The following is a 19,698-nucleotide window of genomic DNA, read 5'->3' as shown; positions in this document are numbered from 1 at the left end:
GGACCGTCATGACGGCAAGAACCCGCACCCCGCTGTCCATTGCCCTGGCGATCGCTCTCGTCGCCCTGGCCGCCTTCTTCGGCGGCCGCTACCAGGCCTCCGCCCAGGCAGGGCACACCAGCGCACAGGAACTCGGCGACCCCGACTACGGCGTCTGCCGCGGCACCAGCCCCAAGTGCTATCACGACTGGGGCAACTTCACCCCTGCGACCAACGGGTACAAGGTGCTGCTCTACACCCGTACCGCCGGCCCCCGGCACGCCAACCTCGGCCCCGCCCTCGGCACCGGTCTGGACCCGGCGCTCACCGCCGCCAACGTCGTACAGAACGCGGTCGTCAAGCTGGGCCAGGACAACGGCTTCACCGTCGACTGGACCGAGGACGTCACCCAACTCGGGTCGTCGGCCCAGCTGTTCAGATACAACGCGGTCATCTTCTACTCCACCAGCCGCGACACCCTCGACGACGCCGCGCAGACCTCACTGCGCCAGTACATCCGAGGCGGCGGAGGCTTCGTCGGCATCCACAACGCGTTCGGTACGGAATACAACTGGCCTTGGTACGAGGGCCTGTTGGGCGGAGCCAACTACTACGACCACGGCCCCGAACAAGCCGGCACCGTCGTCACCCAGGACCGCCACGACTCCTCCACCGCGGATCTCCCAGCACGCTGGACCTTCACCGACGAGTGGTACAACCTCGTCCCCGCACCCTCCCGGGTCCGTATCCTCGCCGGCGTCGACGAGTCCACGCTGACCAAGGGCGTGACCGGCAGCATGGGCCACCCCGGACACGGCAAGGTCCACCCGGTGGCCTGGTGCCAGTACTACGACGGCGGGCGAGCCTGGCTCACCACCCTCGGCCACGACGCCAAGGACTTCACCACCGACGGCTCCTTCCCCGGCGCCGAGCAGTACCAGAAGCTCATCCTCGGCGGCATCGAGTCGGCGATGGGCAGGGCGCCCTTCTGCCGGGCGCCTTGAACCGCACGCAGGGGCCGGGACACACCACCTGCGGACGCTCCCCTACCGGACCGAGCCGGAACGGTGAGCGACTCCGGCGGGCAGGACCCGGGGTGGGACGCCCCGTGCCGGCGGTCGGGAACGGCGAAGCTCAGGCAGGCTTCTCTTCCTGGTTGGTGATGAAGTCGGCCGGCATCTCGGGGCTCCAGACAGCGGCCGGGCAGTCCCAGTCGTTCGGCTTCCAGTCCTCGGTGATGCGGTCCATGTCGCCGGAGTACTCGATCCAGCTGCCCCAGGGGTCCTGGATGTAGTGGAACAGGTTCGAGCCGAGGGTGTGGCGCCCCAGACCCCAGCCCTTGGAGTAGCCCGCCGCGGACATGTTCTGCGCGCCCATGGCGATCTGGTCGATGTCGGACACCATCCAACTGGAGTGGTGCAGGCCGGGGTGGGCCGCCGGGACGAAACCGAAGACATGGTGATCGCCGGGGCCCGAGTTCAGGAAGGTGGCGATACCGGGGATGCGATCCGACAGACGGAGCCCGAGCGTGCGGGTGTAGAAGGCCTCGGAGGCGACCAGATCGGAGCTGAAGATCAGCATGTGCCCGAGGCGCTGGGGGCGCGGCTTCGCGTCCGCGTTCAGCCAGCGGGCGTGGTCGACCCGCCGGACGCGGTCGCCTACGTTGGCGTCCTGCGCGTCCGTGGTGCCGAACTCTCGCCAGGAGGCGATCCCCTCGTCGCGGAGGTTGATCAGGTTGCCCTCGTGATCCCGCAGCCACAGTCCGCCGGGCACCTCGGCCGGTGCGTCCAGCAGTTTCAGCCCCATGCCCTCGATGTGGCGCTGCCACTCCGGCAGGGAATCCGTCTCCACCGCGAAGGCCACGTGATGGAGCCTCTTGACCGGCCCTTCCATCAGCACCGTCTGATCCTGCTCCCGGCCGTCGCAACGGATCACCACCGAGTTGCCGCGCTCCGCCGTCTCCAGTCCGAACGCGTCATAGAAGTTCGCACCCGCATCCAGTGAGGGCACTTGGAGTCCGTAGTGCAGGAGACCTTTGACACGCAACATTGTGTACTCCTCATGGTTCCGGTGGATCCGCGTCACTCACGCATCACACCGCTACAAGTGTGTACACCTATGGAGCGGAACGTCCAGTACCGGGTGGAATCTTTTGCACCTCAACTCACAGATCACGCAATCACCCACCGTCAGCACTCACCATGCAGCGCACAACCCTCCCTTCCCCGACCAATGTGTATCCACTATGGTTCTGTTTCCCTGAGAGAGCCGCGTGTCGGAGGAATCATGCAATTTCCTGAATGGTCGCTGGTGCAGTACCGGGTGGACGACTCGGAGAAGCTCGCCGTCGGCGTGAGCGTCGGGGGGAGCATCGTCCAAGGGCCGCCCGGGACGGAAGGGCTGTCGCTGATGGAGGTGCTCAGCCGATGGGACTCTCTCGCACCGCTGCTGCGGGAATGGACCCCGGCGGCTTCGGACGTCATCGCCGGTGCTCGGCTCGCTCCCCCGCTCACATACCCGGGCAAGGTGCTCTGCGCGGGCGCCAACTACTGGGATCACTGTGCCGAGATGGGCGTGGAGCCGCCGGATGAGCTGGGTGATCCGTTCTTCTTCCTCAAGCCGCCCACGACGACCGTGACCGGACCGGGAGACCCTGTGCCGCTGCCGTCCTACCCGGGCGCCCGCGTCGACTGGGAGGCGGAACTCGCCGTCGTCATCGGCCGCACCGGCCGCAACCTCTCGCCCGAGCAGGCCCTCGATCACGTGGCCGGCTACCTGGCGGCGAACGACATCTCGGCCAGAGACCGGCTCACAGCTCCCAAGCCGGTGGGCAAACCGTTCACCTACGACTGGGTCGGCCACAAGGGCCAGGACGGCTTCTGCCCGCTCGGCCCGGGAGTCGTGCCCGCCTGGCAGATCCCCGACCCGCAGAACCTGCGGATCCGCTTGAGTGTCAACGGTGTGGTGAAGCAGGACTCCTCGACGGCGCAGATGATGGTGCCGACAGCCGAAGTGGTCGCGGCGGCCAGCCGCCTCACCCGACTCGAGCCCGGGGACGTCATCCTCACCGGCACACCGGCCGGCGTCGGAGTGCCGCGCGGGGAGTTCCTGACCGCCGGGGACGAGGTCGTCGTCGAGATCGAGCGGATCGGCCGCCTGGAGAACACGGTGGTGGCGTCATGAACAACACGTCTACTGAACTGGGCTGGCCGGACCTGCTGCCCGTGCCCGACGCGATGCGGGCCATGGTGTTCAATCGATTCGGACCACCCGACGTGCTGGAGCAGGCCACGATCGCGACGCCCCGGCCCGGTCCGGGCGAGGTCCTCGTCCAGGTCGCTGCGGTCGGCATCGGCCGCCTGCTCGACCTCACGGCCCGCGCGGGCAACCACCCCTACGCCAAGATCGAGCCGCCCCACGTGCTGGGCGCCGACCATGCGGGCGTCGTCGCCGCGCTGGGAGACGGTGTGCACTCCGTCCGGGTCGGGGACCGCGTGGCCGTGTTTCCCGCAGTCGCCTGCGGCAGCTGCGCCTTCTGTGTGGAGGGCCGCGAGGAAGTCTGTCCCGACCTGGGCGTGATAGGCACCCATCGCCCCGGTGCGTACGCCGAGTACTGTGCGGTGCCCGCGCGCAACGTTCACCGGGTGCCGCACGGCATTCCCGCCGCGATGGCGGCATCCCTGGCACTCGTCGGCGCGGTGGCCGCCAACCAGCTGGCCCAGGCGGGGCTGCGCCCCGGGCAGTGGGTACTGGTCCAGGGCGCCGCCTCCGCCCTCGGCTCCACCACCGCCGCCTACGCCCAGCACCTCGGCGCGAGGATCATCGCCACCTCCCGCTCGGCGGAAAAGCGCAAGGCGCTGGCCGCGGCCGGCGCCGAAGTCGTACTCGACACCACCGCCCCCGACCTCGTCGACCGCATACGCGAGGCCACCGGCGGTCACGGCGTGGACATCGCCGTCGACAACCTCGGTGACCCGGCGATCTGGGACGCCACCCTCGACACACTGGCCCGCGGCGGCACCGTGGTCACCTCCGGTGCGTTCCTCGGCGGCAAAGTCCAGGTCGATCTGCGGCGCCTGTACTCCGACTGTCACCGCATCATCGGTGTACGCACCGGAAACGCCGCCGCGGTCGACGCGCTGTGGACCGAGGTCGAGCGCGGCTTCCGCGCTGTCGTCGACCGTACCTTCCCCATCGCCCGTGCCGCCGACGCCCACCGCTACATGGAGGACGACAACAGCCTCGGGCGGGTTGCACTCACTCTCGGCCCCGGAGACTGGGACGCATAGGAGAGCCCGGCGGTAGGTGTGGCGAATGGCCCTGTGGCGACCCGGAGGCAAGACAGGCACGAGCCTGGGTGATCATGGAGTTCTTGACGCTCAGTGATCACCGGAGGGCTCGTACCTGTCCTGCCATCACGCCTGCTCGAACCCTTGTGGGACCCGTTCGCAGCGCTGCTGCCCGAGCATGTCGATACCCATCCGCTCGGCTGCCACAACCCGCGCATCCCGGACCGGATTGTCTTCGAGCGCGTCGACCGCACCATCCGACGCCGCGTCAAGTACTGGTCGCAGCTGGGCATGGCCGAGCAGGTCCACGGGCTGGCCGTGCAGGCGTACGACCGCATGATCGACCTCCCACTCCATGAGCTGTCCGTCGACGGGTGCATCACCAAGGCTCCCTGCGGCGGCGAGAGAGCCGGACGCTCCCCGGTCGACCGGGGCAAGCAGGGCCTGAACCGCTCAGTGGCCACCGAAGCCCGCGGCGCCCCGATCGGTCTCGTCCCGGCCGGGGCCAACCGTCATGACTCGCTCTACCGCTGGGACGGACGGCCCACCACCAGGAGACTCAAGTGACGCCTGCTGACGGGCGTCCGTCTGCGTCGGGCGGACAAGCACTGCCGCACGCCTGGGGAAGGCGCGCTGCTCAACGAGGGCAGGGCCGGCCCGCGCTCCTGGCTGTGGAGGCTGTGGTGATGATGGCGTCGAGCCGGTCCCGGGTTTTCACCAGGGTGCTGACCTGCGCATCGATGCGGTCCCGCTCGGCCGACAGCCGGTCGAGCAGCGCGGGGGTCACGTCACCGGTCTCGACACACGGCAGCAGTTCCACGATCGCCCTGCTCGGCAGCCCTGCGGAGTACAGCTGCTGAATCAGCTGGACGCGGTCGACCGCGCTGTCCGGGTACTGCCGCTGGCCGCTGGGGCTGCGCACCGAGGCCAGCAGGTCCTGCTCTTCGTAGTAGCGCAGTGCCCGCACGCTCACGCCCACCCTTGAGGCCAGCTCACCGATGCGCATCAACGCCCCCTCCATGACCTGGATCACATCTCTTGCCTCTGACGTCAGCGTCAGGTTCTAGCGTAGCCCGCGAACAGCCCGGACAGGAATCACCTCACCACTGCCAGGAGACTCCCCATGAAGATCACCGGTTCCGTCGCCCTCGTCACCGGCGCCAACCGCGGCATCGGCAGGCACTTCGCCCAACAACTCCTGCACCGGGGCGCCACCAAGGTCTACGCGACCGCGCGCACCCCCCACCTCGTCGACCTCCCCGGTGTGGAGGTACTGCGGCTCGACATCACCGATCCGGCTTCGGTCGCCGCCGCGGCGGGCGCGGCCTCGGACGTCACCCTCTTGATCAACAATGCCGGCGTCTTCACCCAGCAGAACCTCGTCACCGGGGACCCCGAGAAGATCCGGCTGGAGATGGACACCAACTACTTCGGCACCCTCAACGTGGTCCGGGCGTTCACCCCCGTCCTGGCCGCCAACGGCGGCGGGGCCATCCTCAACGTCCTGTCGGCGATGTCCTGGCTCGCCTACGACGGGGCCAACGCCTACAGCGCGGCGAAGGCGGCGGCGTGGAGCCTCACCAACGGCATCCGCCTCGAACTCGCGGGCCAGGGAACCACGGTGACGGGCCTCCACCTGGCCAGCACCGACACCGACATGATGGCCGGGTGGGACGTGGAGAAGAACGACCCCGCCGATGTCGTGCGCGCCGCCCTCGACGGTATAGAGGCCGGGAAGATGGAGATCCTCGCCGACAACAACTCCGTCCAGCTCAAGGCGGCCCTGTCCGCCGACCCGAGCGTGCTCTATCCGCAGGCGGTTCCCGCCGCCTGACCCTTCGGCAACCGCCCGCCCGGCCAGGCATCAGCCGACGTTCGAGGATCTACGGATCAGCCGGGCGCGGCCATGCGTACTCGTCACGCTCCGCACGCGCGCCCGCCGCGCTACCGCTGGGACACCTACCCACCACCAGAAGACTCAAGTGACGCCTACCGCCGGGCTCTCCAAGAAGACCAGGCCTCGGTCGGTCCGACGGGGCCTCCGGGTGACGATGCGATGTCGTCGCCCTCAAGAGTGGGGCCGGATGAGGTCGACCGGGTCACGGCAGCCTGGCTCAGCCGGCACCGTGCTCCGGTCGGGCGTTTCCCGCGGTGGCGGGCCGGGCGGGTCGGTTCCGGAGTCAGGGCACCGGACACACCGTCGGCTACAACCACCGCCCGCCCGCCGGGCAGAGCTGACGTCAGGACTGACCGTTGCCCGCGATCCCCAGCGCAGTGCGCGTGGCCGCGGGTTCGTACTCCGGGGCGACGTCCGCCAGCACGTTCAGGGCGGTGCGCGCGAGATGGCGAGCGATCACGCGTACCGCTTCGTCCTGGTCACTCAGACGCAGCGCCTCCAGCAGTGCTTCGTGCTCTGCGTGCGCCCGTGCCCATGAGCTGGGTACGCCCAGTTGGGCCAACCGAATGTAGCGCTCGCTGTGCTCGCCGAGCGACGCGAGCATGCGCTGCAGATGCGGTCCCACAGCCTGTGTCGGAATGCGGTGGAATTCCTTGTGCGCCGCATGCCACTCGTCCGGTCGGTCGTCGCCCGCCAGTTCCTGCATGTGCTTCAGTGCTTCGCCCATGCGCTGCAGGTCCCCGGGCGCAAGCGACTTGGCCGTCACGCTCACAGCGAGCGCTTCGAGCATGATGCGGGCCCCATAGACACCGTCGAGGTCCTCGGGGTCCACCGCCCGCACCCTCGCCCGCTGGTCGGGCTGGGCGTCGATGAGCCCTTCTTCCTGGAGGAGCCGGAACGCCTCGCGCATCGGCGTGCGGCTGACGCCCAGTTTCCGTGCCATCTCGGCCTGGAGCAGCGCAGACCCCGGCGGCAGTTCACCGCTGAGGATCATCTCCCGCAGGCGTGCGTGGACGTCAAGAGCGAGTCGGCGTCCGCCCGCGGCCGGCCCGGGTGTCCCGCCCGTCGACTCGAACGGGATCTGCGACGTGTTGCTTCCGTTGTCCGCCGACCGTGGTTCCTCAGGGGTCTCGCCCCTCCTCCTACTCATACCCGGAGTCTACCCAGGTGTATGCAGTGGTGGTACGCCGAAACCGGCAGGGAGCATTCCCTGCCGGTTCTTTCCCTCTATGACCGCACCAAGGGCGGGGCCGCACTGTATCCACTACCCGAACGTGGTCGCCGTGCCGTCGGGAAGCTCAGCGCTCCGCTCCGGGGCCGATCAGCGACTGGAGCGGGCAGGAGGGCTGCCAGGCCGGAGTGAAGCGGCGGCGCAGGTCGGCCACCGCCTCGATGCCGCGCAGAGTCACGTCGGGCGAGGTGGACAGTCCTGCGGGCCCGAGGAGGCCGGGTGCCGCAGCCTGGGCGACGGACTTCGGCAAGCCGTGTCGCACCAGAGCCGCTTCTGTGCCCGACGCCCCGGAGGTCAGAAGCTCTGCCGTGCTCACGCGGCAGACGTCGAGGTAGGCGCGGATGTGCCACGTGCTGGCAGCGGTGCGCGGCGCCACCACCACACCGGTGAGGATGTCGGGCGCTACCTGAAGGTGACCGCCGAGACGCGGGTATCCCTTCTCGGCGGCGAGGACGTCGAAGGGCGGATGGAGTGTGGTCCCGTCCACAGCGCCTGTCGGCAGTGCCTGGAACCTCTGCAGAGTGCCACCCACCGAAACGAGCTGGCCGTCGGTGACCGGCGCGCCGGCGACGTCGGCGAGTACGGCACGCAGGACGAACGCGAAGGCGCTTTGCGCGTTGTCGACCGCCCACCGGTCCGTCGGCAACGGTGCGCCGGGACGCCGGTGCACGGCGAGTTCGCCCATACCCTCGGCCTGGACGGCCACCGGGTCCCGCTTCAGCAGTCCGCGCAGGAGGTGGTCGGGAGAGGTGTGCATGATGTCGTAGTCACCGTCGTTCCAGCCGGCCATCTGCTGGTCGGAGGAGACGACCTGGACGAGGTCCACCTCCAGTCCTGCCTTCTGGAAGTACCCGGAGTCGAGGGCGTGGTAGAGATGGACGGCGCCCGCGCCGGGGAAGATGCCCACGGTCAGGCGTCGCGCGACGGAGTTTTCTGAGTGTTGCATGCAGACCGTTCCTTGAGGTCAGTGGGGATCGCCTGGGGTGCCGGCACCGGCCAGCCACTTCGCCCCTTCGCCGTAGAGACGCTGGACGACGTCACCGGTCAGGCCCGGCAGCCCGGCCTTCACCGTGAAGCCGGCCTTGGTCTGCAGGTAGCCGAGGTGGCGGTAGCCGACCGGGAAGCGGCGCAGCAGCTGCGGGTCCAGGTCGAGCGACGCGGAGGGATCGACCACGTCGAGGCGGTCCTTCTCGTAGATCGGCTGTCGGCGCACGATCTTCCACGCGCCCTCGTGGCGGGCACAGAAGTCGTAGAAGCGTCCCGTGCAGACGACGTCGACCTCCACCCCGTCGACCATGGCCCGCTGGTTGATGGTCATCTTGGTCTGGGCGATGGCTCGGTCGCCCAGTACATCGGCGGTGTGCCCGCCGAGGAAGTGCAGGATGCTGACCCCGTTGTCGAATCCCTCCCGGCTCACCGCGATGAAGTCCGTCGCCGGGCCCTGGAACCAGGTGGCTGTCATCCAGCCGTCCACCGGGTGCCACACGGTGGCGAACCGTTCCCAGTCGCCTGCGTCACGCCACAGCACCCAGTTCTCCACGAGTTGACGGATCTCGAAATGATCCGTCTCGATTGTCGGCATTGAAGACCTCCGGTACACCGGCGGTGAAACGCAGCGGTGAGTTGGCGACAGCCATGACGTTGATGGCTGGTCGAGAATCACTTCCTCCACGCGGAGGCGTCTGGGCCCTTGGCATGGCGTACGACGTTTGCCCACCAGTTCGCTCACCAGCAGGCAGCCTCGGCCGGGGCCGGCGTCCCCGCTCCAGCGTCGGGGACCGAGCACTCACACCGGTGCTTCTCGCAGGGCCAGCTCTGCGTCGTGCCCGTAGATCCAGCCGTTGTGCGCCAAGGGATCCTCGTTCGCGAACGACGCGTCCCTGGCCCGCTGTGCAGGCCCGTCGGGCAGGTGGTTGCTCTCCGCCCTGCCCCGGCTCATCAGCTGCACCCGGGTGGCCCGCGGACAACGGACGTCCTCGTAGCGGCGCAGCGCGGCAGAGGGTTCTTCGGGCTGGTCGGCGAGGCAGCCGGCCAGGACGGCGGCGTCCTCCATCGCCTGCGCCGCCCCCTGAGCGAAGAAGGGGAACATCGGGTGCGCCGCATCGCCCAGCAACGCGACGGGCCCGTTCGTCCAGCGGGGCAGCGGATCCCGGTCGAGCAGCGCCCACCGCCCCACGCGCTCCGCCACCGCGAGCAGCTCCGTCAGACCCTCGGACCACCCGGCGAACTCGGCGCGCAGATCCTCGATCCGGCCCTCGGCCGACCAGGACTCCGTCGTCCAGTCGTGTGCGGGCCCGAAGGCGACGATGTTGATCTGTGTGCCCGCGGAGATCGGGTAGTGCACCAGGTGGCGGTCCGGGCCGAGCCACAGGGTCTGGACCGGACGGCGCGCGAAAGCCGGCGCACTCTCCGCCGGTACGAGGGAGCGGTAGGCGCACATGCCCGAGAAGCGTGGTGCTTCCGCTTCGGCCACGAACCGACCGACGGTGGTGTGCACGCCGTCGGCACCGATGACGACGTCGGCGACCTCCCGTGATCCGTCGGTGAAGGTCAGCTCGACGCCTTCGTCCAGCCGGTGGAGGCCGGCGAGCCGCAGACCCAGACGCAGCGACGCCTCGGGGACGGCCGACCGCACCGCGTCGAGGAGATCGGCGCGGTGCGCGACGTAGCTCTGCTCACCGAAGCGCCGTTCGCATTCCTCGCCGAGATCCTGGGAGAAGAGCACGCGCCCGTCCTCCCAGCGCCGGAACTCCCATCCGGCCCGCAGCGGCACCGCGCGTTCCCGAAAGCGGTCCAGTCGGCCGAGGCTGCCCAGCAGCCGCACGGCGTTGGGAGAGACGACGAGACCGGCACCGACCTCGGTCAGGGCAGGAGCCTGCTCGTACACGGTCGCCTCGATCCCCGCCCGGTGCAGGAAGGCCGCGGTCGCGAGACCGCCGATTCCTCCGCCGATCACGGCTACGCGCAGGTCGGGCGTGTGCCGGTTGTCGTGTCTGTTCATTCGCAGACTCCTGTCTGTGCGGGAGCGAGGACGATGTCGAAGCGGACACTGGACCAGGCACGGCCGGCCACGTCGCGTCCGTCGGGGGTGGGGGTGGCCGCGGGATGCTCCACGAAGTCGTGGATGAGCGAGTCCTTGACGCCGAACACGGCGTCGGAGGTGAGGAGTTCGTCGCCCCGGACGAAGATGTGGGTGATCAGGGTCCGCTTGCCGTCGGCACGGACATCGAAGTGCAGGTGCGAGGCGCGCATGGGGGAACGGCCGACCGCGGCCAGCAGCGCACCGACGGGGCCGTCGTGCGGGATCGGGTACGGCGTCGGGGTGATCGCCCAGAACCGGTAGTGGCCCCTCTCGTCGGCGACGAGGTGACCCCGGGCCGCCATGCGGTCGTCGTCGTACTGCACGTCGTAGAAACCGTCCTCGTCGGCTTCCCACACCTCGATGCGTGCGCCTGGCACGGGTTCGCCGTCGGTTCCGGTGACCGTGCCCTCGACCCAGCACGGCTGCCCGGCGGCACCGAAGGAGATGTCCCCGCCCAACGGGATCCCGGGTGAGCCCTCGACGAAGAACGGCCCGAGCACGGTCGCCTCCGTCGCGTTCGCACAGGCCTCGTTGTTGATCGCGATCGTCTGCATGGACGCCCCGAGCACGTCCGACAGCAGAATGAACTCCTGCCGCTTGTCGTCGGTGATGTGCCCGGCCGCGGTGAGGAACTCGATCGCGGACGCCCATTCCGCCTCGGTCGGCCGCACCTCGCGCAGGAACGCGTGCAGGTGCCGGGTCAGTGCCTGCGTCAGTTGCTTCAGACGCGGGTCCTTCGCGGTCTCGAACGAGGCCACGACCTGCTCGACCAGGGCCTGCTCACGCTCCTGCTGCTCAGCAGTCCCGTTCTGCTCACTCATCGTCGGTCCTCCTTGCCGTCGGTCATCGTGCTCGGGTCCGTCCCCCGCCAGGCGGAACGCAGCAGGTGCTGGAGAGAGCCGGCCGTCACCGGACGCGGATTGCCGGCCGGCACCACGTCGAGCACCGCCTGCACCGCGTCGTCGACATCGGACTCCTCCAGCCCGTAGTCGCGCAGCGCCTTCGGCGCGTCCACGTCGTGCCGAAGGCGCTGGAGTCCTTCGATCGCCGACCGCGCTCCGAACGCGGCCGCGATCCGCCGGTCGGCCTCCGGGGCGCAGGGTGCGTTGAAGGCCAGCACGTACGGCAGCACCACCGCGTGGGTCTGGGCGTGCGGCAGGTCGTACCTGCCGCCGAGGACGTGGCAGATCTTGTGGTGCAGCCCCGACCCCGCCGACGAGAACGCCACCGCCGACAGGTACGTCCCGTACAGCGTCCGCTCGCGGCCCGGAAGACCGGCCGGGTCGGCCATCACCGCGGGCAGTCCGGTCGCCAACGCGTGGATCCCCTCCCCCGCCAGCGCCCGGTCGATCGGATCGACGCGAGGGCCCCACATCGCGTCGACGCAGTGCGCCAGCGCGTTCAGCCCCGAGGCGACACTCATCGGCACCGGCAAGGACACGGTCAGCGTCGCGTCGTACACCACCGAGCGGGGCAGGACTCGCGCGTCCACCCCCGTGGTCTTGCGCGCCCGCTCGGTCAGACCCCACACACTCGTGGCCTCCGAGCCCGCGTAGGTGGTGGGGACGGCCACTATGGGCACGTCCGCAGTCAACGCGATCGCCTTCGCCAGTCCGGTGGTGGAGCCCCCACCGACACTGACCAGGCAGTCCACCTCGTGTACGGCCGCGGCGGCCCGTGCCCGCTCGGCGACCTCCACGGGAACGTGCATCACCACCTCACTCCACCGCAGCGCGACCGGAAGGTCGGCGGTGACCTGCTGCGCAAGCTCCGCTTCCGCCGCCGCCGCGATCACCATCACCCGCCTGGCGCCAAGCCGCTCCACCTCGGCCCGTAGCGTCGACGCCGCCTCGCCCGAGGCGAAACACACCCGCTGAGGCAGCGTCTCGTGTGCGAAACGCATCGACGATCTGTCTGCCGAGTCGGTGTCATGACCGCCGCGGTCCCGCGGCGTCACGGTCATGCGCATGCCCGGACTCCTTTCATCGGTGAGTGGGACAAGCGGCGGCCTCCGCAGCCGACGGCAGCGGCGTCTCCCTCGCGTCATCCCGTGAAGGGCCTGGCGGGCCTGGTGGTGAGATTCCGCGATCGGCCTCGCCCGGGTCAGTACGATGTCCGCTGAATGGACATCGAGTAGGGAGCCAAGACGGCCAACAGCAACGACCGCGGGCGCACGGTCACCTCTCGGGCCCTGGCGATCCTGGGGGCGTACACGCCGGAACGCCCGGAGCTGACGCTCGCCCGGATATGCCGGATCACCGGCCTCAGCCACGCCACCGCGCACCGGCTGGCCGGCGAACTGACCGCGTGGGGAGCACTGGAACGTGTCCCCGGTGGCGCCTACGTCATCGGCCTGCGCCTGTGGGAGCTGGGCTCCCTCAACCCGCGGGGGCTGCCGCTGCGCGTCCGGGCGATGCCGGTGATGGAGGACCTGCACGCCGCCACGCAGCAGCACGTGCAACTGGCCGTCCTCGACGGCACCGACGCCCTCGTCGTCGAACGGATCTCCACGACAGGAGCGGTTCCGGTGGTCTCCGGGGTCGGAGGGCGGCTGCCCCTGCACGCGTCCGCCGTCGGGCAGATGCTGCTGGCCCACGCCGGCGAGGAACTGTTCGGCGAGGTCGTCCGGCACGGCCTCACCGGTTTCACCTCCAGGACCATCACGGATCCCGCCGCACTGCGTGTGGCGTTGGCGGAATGCCGGCGGACCGGCGTCGCCATCGTGCGCGAGGAGATGAGCCCGGACGCCTACTCGGTGGCGGCACCGATCACCGACTCGAAGGGGCGCGTCATCGCGGCCCTGTCCGTGGTGGGTGCCGATGCCCGGACCCACCTTCTGGTGCCGGCGGTCGTGCTGGCCGGCCGCGGTATCTCGCGAGCCCAGGGGGCCGGCGCCCAGACGTGAGGTGCTCGCACTGAGCAGCCCTCACATGAACCCCCGATGTGCATACACCTGAGTTCGTTACATCACACCACTCCGGAAGCACAGCGCGATTTCCTGCACGTAACCCTTTACAGGCCTGTATCAGTGTGCACACTTAGCGGTGCGAGGCGAGTAACACACGATGCCGCCAGAACATCGGAAAGAGCCGCCGCCCTCGCCTCCGAGAGAACCCTCACCGCAACAGCAGAGCCATGTGAGAGGAACCGTCATGCACGAAAGCAGCCGCAGAGGAAGTCGTGGCAACGCCACCTGGCCCCCGGTGACACTGCTGGTACTCGCGATCTGTGGGATCACCGTCGTAGCCGACGGGTACGACGTGGTCGTCTACGGCGCGGTGATTCCGTCCCTGCTCCACGAACCCGGGTGGGGCCTCACTCCCGCCGGTGCCGGCCTGATCGGTTCATTCGCTCTCGTCGGGATGCTCATCGGAGCCACGACCGTCGGCACGCTCACCGACACCCTGGGCCGACGCAGGATGCTGATCGGCTGCCTGATCTGGTTCTCGGTGATGACAGGCCTGTGTGCGACGGCCACCTCTCCGGAGATGTTCGGCCTCTTCCGCTTCCTCGCCGGACTCGGTCTCGGCGGCGTGCTGCCGACCGCGAGCGCGCTCGTGGGTGAGTACTCGCATCCCAAGACGCGCAACCTGGTCTTCGCGACCCTCTTCAGCGGCTTCCCCGTAGGCGGCATCATCGCCGCCCTCACCGGAATCCTCGTGCTGCCACGGTTCGGCTGGCAGGTGATGTTCCTGCTCGGCCTCCTCCCGCTGCTCCTCGTCCTCCCGCTGGCCATCAGGTTTCTGCCGGAGTCGATCACGTTCCTGCGGGCGAAGGGGCGGCAGGCCGAGGCCGACAGGATCGCGGACCGCTGGAACATCACCTCGGACGACGCGCAGCAAGGCGTACCGGCGCCGGAGCAGAGCCCGTCCGGTACCGACTCGGACAGCATGTCGCCGGTGCGGGCCCTCTTCTCGCGCGGCTACCTCGTAGCGACGGTGTGCTTCCTGGTGATGACGTGCCTGTGCCTGTTCATGATCTACGGTTTCAACACCTGGCTCCCGGAGATCATGCGTCGCGCCGGCTACTCCGCGGGCTCCTCGCTCGGCTTCCTCCTCGTGTTCAACATCGGAGCTGTCGTCGGCACGCTCATCATCTCCCTGGCGGCCGACCGATTCGGCTCCAAGCCGATCATCACCACGACCTACCTCGTGTCCAGCGTGGCCGTCATACTGCTCAGTCTGCAACTGCCCACGGCAGTGCTGTACGCGGCCGTCGCACTGGGTGGCGTCGGGGCGATGGGCACGCAGTCCTTCGTCCTCGCCTATGTCTCCAAGCACTATCCGGTACGCATGGGCGCCACGGCGATGGGCTGGACGCTGGGGTTCGGCCGCCTCGGCTCGATGCTCGCCCCGCCGCTGCTCGGGCTCATCATCGGAGCCGGGCTGGCGTTCCAGTGGAACTTCTACGCACTCGCCGTACCCGGCGTCATCGGCGCCCTGCTGGTCGGGCTGGTTCCCCGCGCACCGGAAGCGGAAGCCGCCGCAGGTCACGGGGGTGTTGGCGGGACCTCGCGTCCCCTCGCGGGGCAGACGTGAGAAACGCGCCCGGGGTGACGCCCGTACAGCCGCCTCACCCTCGCCACCGATAGGACCGCGCATGTCGGCAGGGCCTCGGATGAGGCCCTGCCGCCCTGTTCTCCACGCTGTCGCCGTCGAGGCCCGATCGACCGCTCACCGCCTCACGCATGCCTCGATGACCGCTGCGACCTGTTCCGCGGCCGGTGAGTTCGGGCCCGCTCGACGCGCCAGCCCCAGGTCGACGGTTTCCGTCTCGGCGAGCGGCAGGTACGTCACACCGTCGAGGCGGAGACTCTGCACCGACTCCGGGACCAGGGCGACGCCGTGGCCGGCGGCGACGAACACGACCAGCGTCGCGGTCTCGCCGACCTCGACCAGAGCGGAGGGCTCGAAGCCGGCCCGGGCGCACGCCGCGAGCACCCGGCCGTGCATGGAGGAACGGTCACGGGAGGGGTGGACGACGATCGGCTCGTCGGCGAGTGCCGCGAGGGGGATCTCGCGGCGGCCTGCCAGCGGATGGCCGGTGGGCAGGACGGCCACCAGCCGTTCGGACCGGAGTGTCGTGACCTCGACGGCTGCGTCCACCGGGGTGTCGGTGCGCAGGAGGGCCAGGTCATAGCTGCCTCCGAGCAGGCCCTCGACCAGCTCGGGATTGAGCAGCTCACCGCGCAGTTCCAGGGACACGCCCGGCAGTTGCGCGCGTACCGTGCGGGCGATCCGTGGCAGGACGTCGTAGGTGGCGGTTCCTACGAACCCGATGGAGACCCGTCCGGTACGGCCGGTGGCGAGCAGTGCCATCTGCTCCTCCGCCCGCGCCACCTCGGCCAGGATCGATCGCGCATGGGTGACCAGATGGCGGCCGGCCTCGGTGAGCTCCACGCGCCGTGTGGACCGGGTGAACAGCGGCGTGCCCAGCTGTCGCTCCAGCTGCTTGAGCTGCTGGGAGAGGGCCGACTGGGCCACGTGCAGGCGCTGCGCGGCGCGGCCGAAGTGACACTCCTCGACGAGAGCGAGGAAGTAACGGACATGCCGGAGCTCCATGACCACACCTTATCTCCCCTACTGATTAATCAAGCAGAACTGTGTATTGGACGAGATCAATCGGCGAACCTACGTTGAGCCCCATGGTTGCCAGCTTCGTTTACACCACAGTGAGAACCCCCTTCGGACGGTTCGGTGGAGCGCTCGCCGAGGTCCGACCCGACGACCTCGCCGCCGTCGCCGTCTCAGGAGTCCTGGCCAAGTCGCCGTCGCTCGACCCCGCGCTCCTCGGCGACGTGTACTGGGGGAACGCCAACGGCGCGGGCGAGGACAACCGGAACGTCGGCCGGATGGCGGTCCTTCTGGCGGGGCTGCCGACGTCCGTGCCGGCCACGACCGTCAACCGGCTCTGCGGCTCCTCGCTCGACGCGGCGATCATCGGCTCGCGTGCCGTCGAGAGCGGGGACGCCGACATCGTCCTCACCGGCGGGGTGGAGTCGATGACGCGTGCGCCGTGGGTCATGCCCAAGCCGTCCCGGGCCTTCCCCGCCGGCGACATGACCGCCGTGTCGACCACCCTGGGGTGGCGGCTGGTCAACGAGCGCATGCCCAAGGAGTGGACCGTCTCCCTGGGCGAGGCGAACGAGCAGCTGGCCGAGCGGTTCGCCATCACCCGCGAACGGCAGGACGAGTTCGCCGCCCACTCGCACCATCTCGCGGACGATGCCTGGAACTCGGGTTTCTACGACGAGCTGGTGGTTCCCGTCGCGCTGGACGGCGAGGTCCGTCTCTCCCGCGACGAGGGCATACGGCCAACGACCTCGCCGCAGAAGCTGGCCGGCCTCCGACCGGCGTTCCGCCCCGACGGCGTCATCACCGCCGGCAACGCCTCACCACTGAACGACGGCGCGTCCGCCGTGCTGATCGGGTCGGAGGAGGCCTCGTCTCGCATCGGCCTCGCGCCTCTGGCGCGCATAGCGGGCCGCGGAGTATCGGCACTTGAGCCGCAGATGTTCGGGTTCGCGCCGGTCGAGGCAGCCGAGCGGGCACTGAAACGGGCGGGGATCTCCTGGTCTGACGTGTCGGCGGTCGAACTCAACGAAGCCTTCGCCGTTCAGTCGCTGGCCTGCGTGGATGCCTGGAAGATCGATCCGGCCATCGTCAACACCAAGGGCGGTGCGATCGCGATCGGCCATCCGCTCGGCGCCTCCGGCGGCCGGATCCTCGGCACCCTCGCCGCACGCTTGCGCGCGTCGGGAAAGCGGTGGGGCGTCGCCGCGATCTGTATCGGTGTCGGACAGGCCCTGGCGGTCGTCCTGGAGAACGTGACGGAGGGAGCCCGATGACTGTTCAGGTATGTGCGGATGCCGATGAGGCCGTGACCGGTATCAGGGACGGTTCGACCGTGCTGGTCGGCGGGTTCGGCATGGCCGGCATGCCGGTCGAGTTGATCGACGCGCTCATCCGGCAGGGCGCGACCGAACTGACCGTGGTGTCGAACAACGCCGGCAACGGCGACACCGGACTGGCCGCGCTCCTCGCCAAGGGGCGGGTACGCAGGATCGTGTGCTCCTTCCCCCGCCAGTCCGACTCGTGGGTCTTCGAGCAGCTCTACCGCGAGGGACGGATCGAGCTCGAGGTGGTGCCACAGGGCACCCTCGCCGAACGGATGCGCGCGGCCGGTGCGGGTATCGGCGCGTTCTTCTCACCCACGGGCGCCGGCACACCCCTGGCGGAGGGGAAGGAGACCCGCGAGATACACGGCCGCACCTACGTCCTGGAGTACCCGATCAAGGGCGACGTGGCACTGATCGGCGCCCACAGGGCCGACCGCATGGGCAACCTCGTCTATCGCAAGACCGCCCGCAACTTCGGACCGGTCATGGCCACCGCCGCGAACACAGTGGTGGCCCAGGTCCGCGAGATCGTCGAGGTCGGTGCGATCGACCCGGAGGTAGTCGTGACACCGAGCATCTACGTCGACCGCGTCGTGCAGGCGGGGGTGCCCGCATGAACGCGTCTGCCTCGCTGGTGGAGAACCTCGACCGGGGGCCGCTGAGCAAGGACGAGATGGCCGCCCTCGTGGCACGCGACATCCCGCACGGCTCCTACGTCAACCTGGGCATCGGCCAGCCGACGCTGGTCGCCGACCATCTCCCCGAGGGGTCGGGGGTGGTGCTGCACACCGAGAACGGCATGCTCAACATGGGCCCCGCAGCCGCGCCCGGTCAGGTGGATCCCGATCTCACCAACGCGGGAAAGATCCCGGTCACCGAGCTGCCGGGAGCGGCCTACTTCCATCACGCCGACTCCTTCGCGATGATGCGCGGCGGCCACCTCGACATCTGCGTGCTCGGCGCGTTCCAGGTCTCGGCTGCCGGTGACCTGGCCAACTGGCATACCGGCGCACGCGACGCGATCCCCGCTGTCGGGGGTGCCATGGACCTCGCGATCGGCGCCAAGAAGGTGTTCGTCATGATGACGCTCTTCGCGAAGGACGGCTCGCCCAAACTGGTGCGGGAATGCAGTTGCCCGCTGACCGGGCCGGGGTGCGTCGACCGCGTCTACACCGACCTCGCGACGTTCAGTGTCGGCCCCGAAGGAGCCACCGTCCTCGAAACCTTCGGTATCCCGTACGACGTGCTCGCAGCACGCCTTGACGTACCCCTCACACCGGCGAACGAAGCCAGGATCCCTTCGGTGAAGTAGCCGATTGCCACCGGGTCATCGGCCGTTGTTCCCTTCTTGTACGCGTCTCGCAGGATCGCTTTGAGGGCACGGTGGACGTTCGGTACGACGGGTCGCGTGCCTGCGTTGCCGAGCAGGATCGGGCCGCTCATGGCTGGCCGGGGCGCAGCGCGACGAACAGGCCTTCCGCGTCGGCGGTGACATGGCCGCCGTCATAGAGGGCCGCGGTGAGGAACCGCTTGCGGCCCTCCTCCCGTTCGAACTTGGCGTCGAGCCTCAGTTCCACCCCGACGGGAGTGATCCGGCGGAAGTTGACATGCAGGTACGCCGTGCGGGAAACGCGGCGCCCGCTGTTGGCGAGTCGGCCGAGGACCTCGTCGAACAGCAGCGGGACCGCCCCGCCGTGCACCGCGCCATTGCCGCCGAGGTAGTGACGGCCGAAGGTGACCCGGCCGCTGACGCGGGAGTCGTCCCACTCGTCCGGGACGAACGCGGGCGCCATGGTCTGCCCGCGCCCGCGCAGGTCCATACGATGGCCGGTGATCTGTTCCCGCTCGGGAACCGTGTGCGGTTTCAGGGCTGCCGACACCTCACGCAGGGCGCGCGTCGCCTGCTCGACGAGGTGCGGTGGCGGGGCGGCCCCGGTGATCGTGTCCTGCAACTCCCGCAGGGCGTCGATCATGTCACCGAACCCGGCTCCGCCCGGCACCGGCATGGGGCCCGGGTCCGGCTCCCAGGGGCCGGCCGGGTGGACCCGGCCGGCCCATTCGCGCGCCGTCATCGTGTTCCTTCCGCTCTTCCGTGCCTGTCCCCCGGCGTCACTCGGGTACCGACCCGGTGTGCGCGCGGGCCAGGCGCAGGCCTTCCTCGCGGCTCGGGGCCAGGATCTCCCACCTCTCGCAGGAGCAGGCGCACCGGTAGTCACCGGCGTCGGTGGGGATCACCGACTGGGCCACGCACTTGCCGCCCTCGCTCGCGACCTCGTGCAGGAACTCCGTGGGTGAGTCGTACATGACGTTGTCGGACATGAC

Annotated in this window: 20 protein-coding genes and 1 pseudogene; 10 read left to right on the top strand and 11 right to left on the bottom strand. The window is 69.4% G+C overall.

From position 1 onward, the window contains the following. Window positions 1-8: 8 nt before the first annotated feature. A complete protein-coding gene (locus ACFPIH_RS19090; protein WP_381163450.1) occupies window positions 9-983 on the top strand; it encodes a ThuA domain-containing protein in 975 nt (324 codons plus the stop codon). 130 nt (window positions 984-1,113) lie between these two features. On the opposite strand, the gene ACFPIH_RS19085 is transcribed toward ACFPIH_RS19090, so the two are convergent. Next, a complete protein-coding gene (locus tag ACFPIH_RS19085) occupies window positions 1,114-2,028 on the bottom strand; it encodes a VOC family protein (protein ID WP_381163453.1) in 915 nt (304 codons plus the stop codon). Between the two features lie 237 nt (window positions 2,029-2,265). On the opposite strand from ACFPIH_RS19085, the gene ACFPIH_RS19080 reads away from it, so the two are divergent. The 3 genes and pseudogenes from ACFPIH_RS19080 to ACFPIH_RS19070 all read left to right on the top strand — a co-directional run. Further along, window positions 2,266-3,162 carry a fumarylacetoacetate hydrolase family protein gene (locus ACFPIH_RS19080; protein ID WP_381163456.1) on the top strand — a complete coding sequence of 299 codons (897 nt, stop codon included), beginning with the start codon at window positions 2,266-2,268 and terminating at the stop codon, window positions 3,160-3,162. Next, window positions 3,159-4,268, top strand: coding sequence for an alcohol dehydrogenase catalytic domain-containing protein (locus tag ACFPIH_RS19075; protein ID WP_381163459.1), 1,110 nt, complete (start codon window positions 3,159-3,161; stop codon window positions 4,266-4,268). Before ACFPIH_RS19080 ends, ACFPIH_RS19075 begins: the two co-directional genes overlap by 4 nt. A 96-nt stretch (window positions 4,269-4,364) precedes the next feature. Continuing rightward, window positions 4,365-4,790 (top strand): annotated as a pseudogene (locus tag ACFPIH_RS19070) (IS5/IS1182 family transposase); the annotation flags it as partial. A 115-nt stretch (window positions 4,791-4,905) separates the two neighbouring features. Here ACFPIH_RS19070 and ACFPIH_RS19065 read toward each other — a convergent pair. Beyond that, window positions 4,906-5,274, bottom strand: coding sequence for a MerR family transcriptional regulator (locus tag ACFPIH_RS19065; protein WP_381164576.1), 369 nt, complete (start codon window positions 5,272-5,274; stop codon window positions 4,906-4,908). 117 nt (window positions 5,275-5,391) lie between these two features. Here ACFPIH_RS19065 and ACFPIH_RS19060 point away from each other — a divergent pair, with 117 nt between their 5' ends. Next, window positions 5,392-6,102: an SDR family oxidoreductase gene (locus ACFPIH_RS19060; protein WP_381163462.1), complete on the top strand. Its 711-nt coding sequence runs from the start codon at window positions 5,392-5,394 to the stop codon at window positions 6,100-6,102. A 406-nt stretch (window positions 6,103-6,508) separates the two neighbouring features. On the opposite strand, the gene ACFPIH_RS19055 is transcribed toward ACFPIH_RS19060, so the two are convergent. From ACFPIH_RS19055 to ACFPIH_RS19030, 6 genes are all read right to left on the bottom strand, one after another. Continuing rightward, the gene (locus tag ACFPIH_RS19055) at window positions 6,509-7,315 is read right to left on the bottom strand and encodes a GntR family transcriptional regulator (RefSeq protein ID WP_381163465.1); all 807 of its coding nucleotides are present in this window, start codon (window positions 7,313-7,315) and stop codon (window positions 6,509-6,511) included. A 148-nt stretch (window positions 7,316-7,463) separates the two neighbouring features. Next, a complete protein-coding gene (locus ACFPIH_RS19050) occupies window positions 7,464-8,342 on the bottom strand; it encodes an ABC transporter substrate-binding protein (RefSeq protein ID WP_381163468.1) in 879 nt (292 codons plus the stop codon). 18 nt (window positions 8,343-8,360) lie between these two features. Next, window positions 8,361-8,978 (bottom strand): nuclear transport factor 2 family protein, encoded by a 618-nt coding sequence (locus tag ACFPIH_RS19045; protein ID WP_381163470.1) that lies wholly within the window; start codon window positions 8,976-8,978, stop codon window positions 8,361-8,363. A gap of 204 nt (window positions 8,979-9,182) precedes the next feature. After that, on the bottom strand, window positions 9,183-10,397 hold the full coding sequence (locus ACFPIH_RS19040; protein ID WP_381163473.1) for an FAD-dependent monooxygenase: 1,215 nt from the start codon (window positions 10,395-10,397) through the stop codon (window positions 9,183-9,185). Beyond that, window positions 10,394-11,299, bottom strand: a complete 906-nt coding sequence (locus ACFPIH_RS19035; RefSeq protein WP_381163476.1) for an intradiol ring-cleavage dioxygenase — start codon at window positions 11,297-11,299, stop codon at window positions 10,394-10,396. Before ACFPIH_RS19035 ends, ACFPIH_RS19040 begins: the two co-directional genes overlap by 4 nt. Beyond that, window positions 11,296-12,381 (bottom strand): maleylacetate reductase, encoded by a 1,086-nt coding sequence (locus ACFPIH_RS19030; RefSeq protein ID WP_381164579.1) that lies wholly within the window; start codon window positions 12,379-12,381, stop codon window positions 11,296-11,298. The genes ACFPIH_RS19035 and ACFPIH_RS19030 overlap by 4 nt, the downstream gene beginning before the upstream one ends. Window positions 12,382-12,669: 288 nt before the next feature. Here ACFPIH_RS19030 and ACFPIH_RS19020 point away from each other — a divergent pair, with 288 nt between their 5' ends. After that, entirely contained in the window at window positions 12,670-13,383 is a 714-nt protein-coding gene (locus tag ACFPIH_RS19020; RefSeq protein WP_465270375.1) for an IclR family transcriptional regulator, read from the top strand. A 247-nt stretch (window positions 13,384-13,630) separates the two neighbouring features. Next, window positions 13,631-15,016: an MFS transporter gene (locus ACFPIH_RS19015; protein ID WP_381163481.1), complete on the top strand. Its 1,386-nt coding sequence runs from the start codon at window positions 13,631-13,633 to the stop codon at window positions 15,014-15,016. Between the two features lie 135 nt (window positions 15,017-15,151). Here the strand turns inward: ACFPIH_RS19015 and ACFPIH_RS19010 are convergent, their stop codons facing one another. Then, window positions 15,152-16,039, bottom strand: coding sequence for a LysR family transcriptional regulator (locus ACFPIH_RS19010; RefSeq protein ID WP_381163484.1), 888 nt, complete (start codon window positions 16,037-16,039; stop codon window positions 15,152-15,154). 83 nt (window positions 16,040-16,122) lie between these two features. On the opposite strand from ACFPIH_RS19010, the gene ACFPIH_RS19005 reads away from it, so the two are divergent. Genes ACFPIH_RS19005 through ACFPIH_RS18995 form a run of 3 tightly spaced genes read left to right on the top strand, consistent with a single transcriptional unit; the run spans window position 16,123 to window position 18,688 of the window. Continuing rightward, on the top strand, window positions 16,123-17,325 hold the full coding sequence (locus ACFPIH_RS19005) for a thiolase family protein (protein ID WP_381163487.1): 1,203 nt from the start codon (window positions 16,123-16,125) through the stop codon (window positions 17,323-17,325). After that, a complete protein-coding gene (locus ACFPIH_RS19000; RefSeq protein ID WP_381163490.1) occupies window positions 17,322-17,993 on the top strand; it encodes a 3-oxoacid CoA-transferase subunit A in 672 nt (223 codons plus the stop codon). Before ACFPIH_RS19005 ends, ACFPIH_RS19000 begins: the two co-directional genes overlap by 4 nt. Beyond that, entirely contained in the window at window positions 17,990-18,688 is a 699-nt protein-coding gene (locus ACFPIH_RS18995) for a 3-oxoacid CoA-transferase subunit B (RefSeq protein ID WP_381163493.1), read from the top strand. Before ACFPIH_RS19000 ends, ACFPIH_RS18995 begins: the two co-directional genes overlap by 4 nt. 127 nt (window positions 18,689-18,815) lie before the next feature. Here ACFPIH_RS18995 and ACFPIH_RS18990 read toward each other — a convergent pair whose 3' ends face one another. Both ACFPIH_RS18990 and ACFPIH_RS18985 read right to left on the bottom strand, forming a co-directional pair. After that, entirely contained in the window at window positions 18,816-19,448 is a 633-nt protein-coding gene (locus tag ACFPIH_RS18990) for a PaaI family thioesterase (protein ID WP_381163496.1), read from the bottom strand. Window positions 19,449-19,485: 37 nt separating this feature from the next. Then, window positions 19,486-19,695, bottom strand: a complete 210-nt coding sequence (locus ACFPIH_RS18985) for a hypothetical protein (protein ID WP_381163499.1) — start codon at window positions 19,693-19,695, stop codon at window positions 19,486-19,488. Window positions 19,696-19,698: the final 3 nt, after the last annotated feature.

The organism is Streptomyces vulcanius (assembly GCF_042653945.1).
Classification (GTDB): domain Bacteria; phylum Actinomycetota; class Actinomycetes; order Streptomycetales; family Streptomycetaceae; genus Streptomyces; species Streptomyces mangrovi.
Note: the sequence above shows the minus strand (reverse complement) of the source record. Positions and strands in the feature narration are given on the sequence as shown.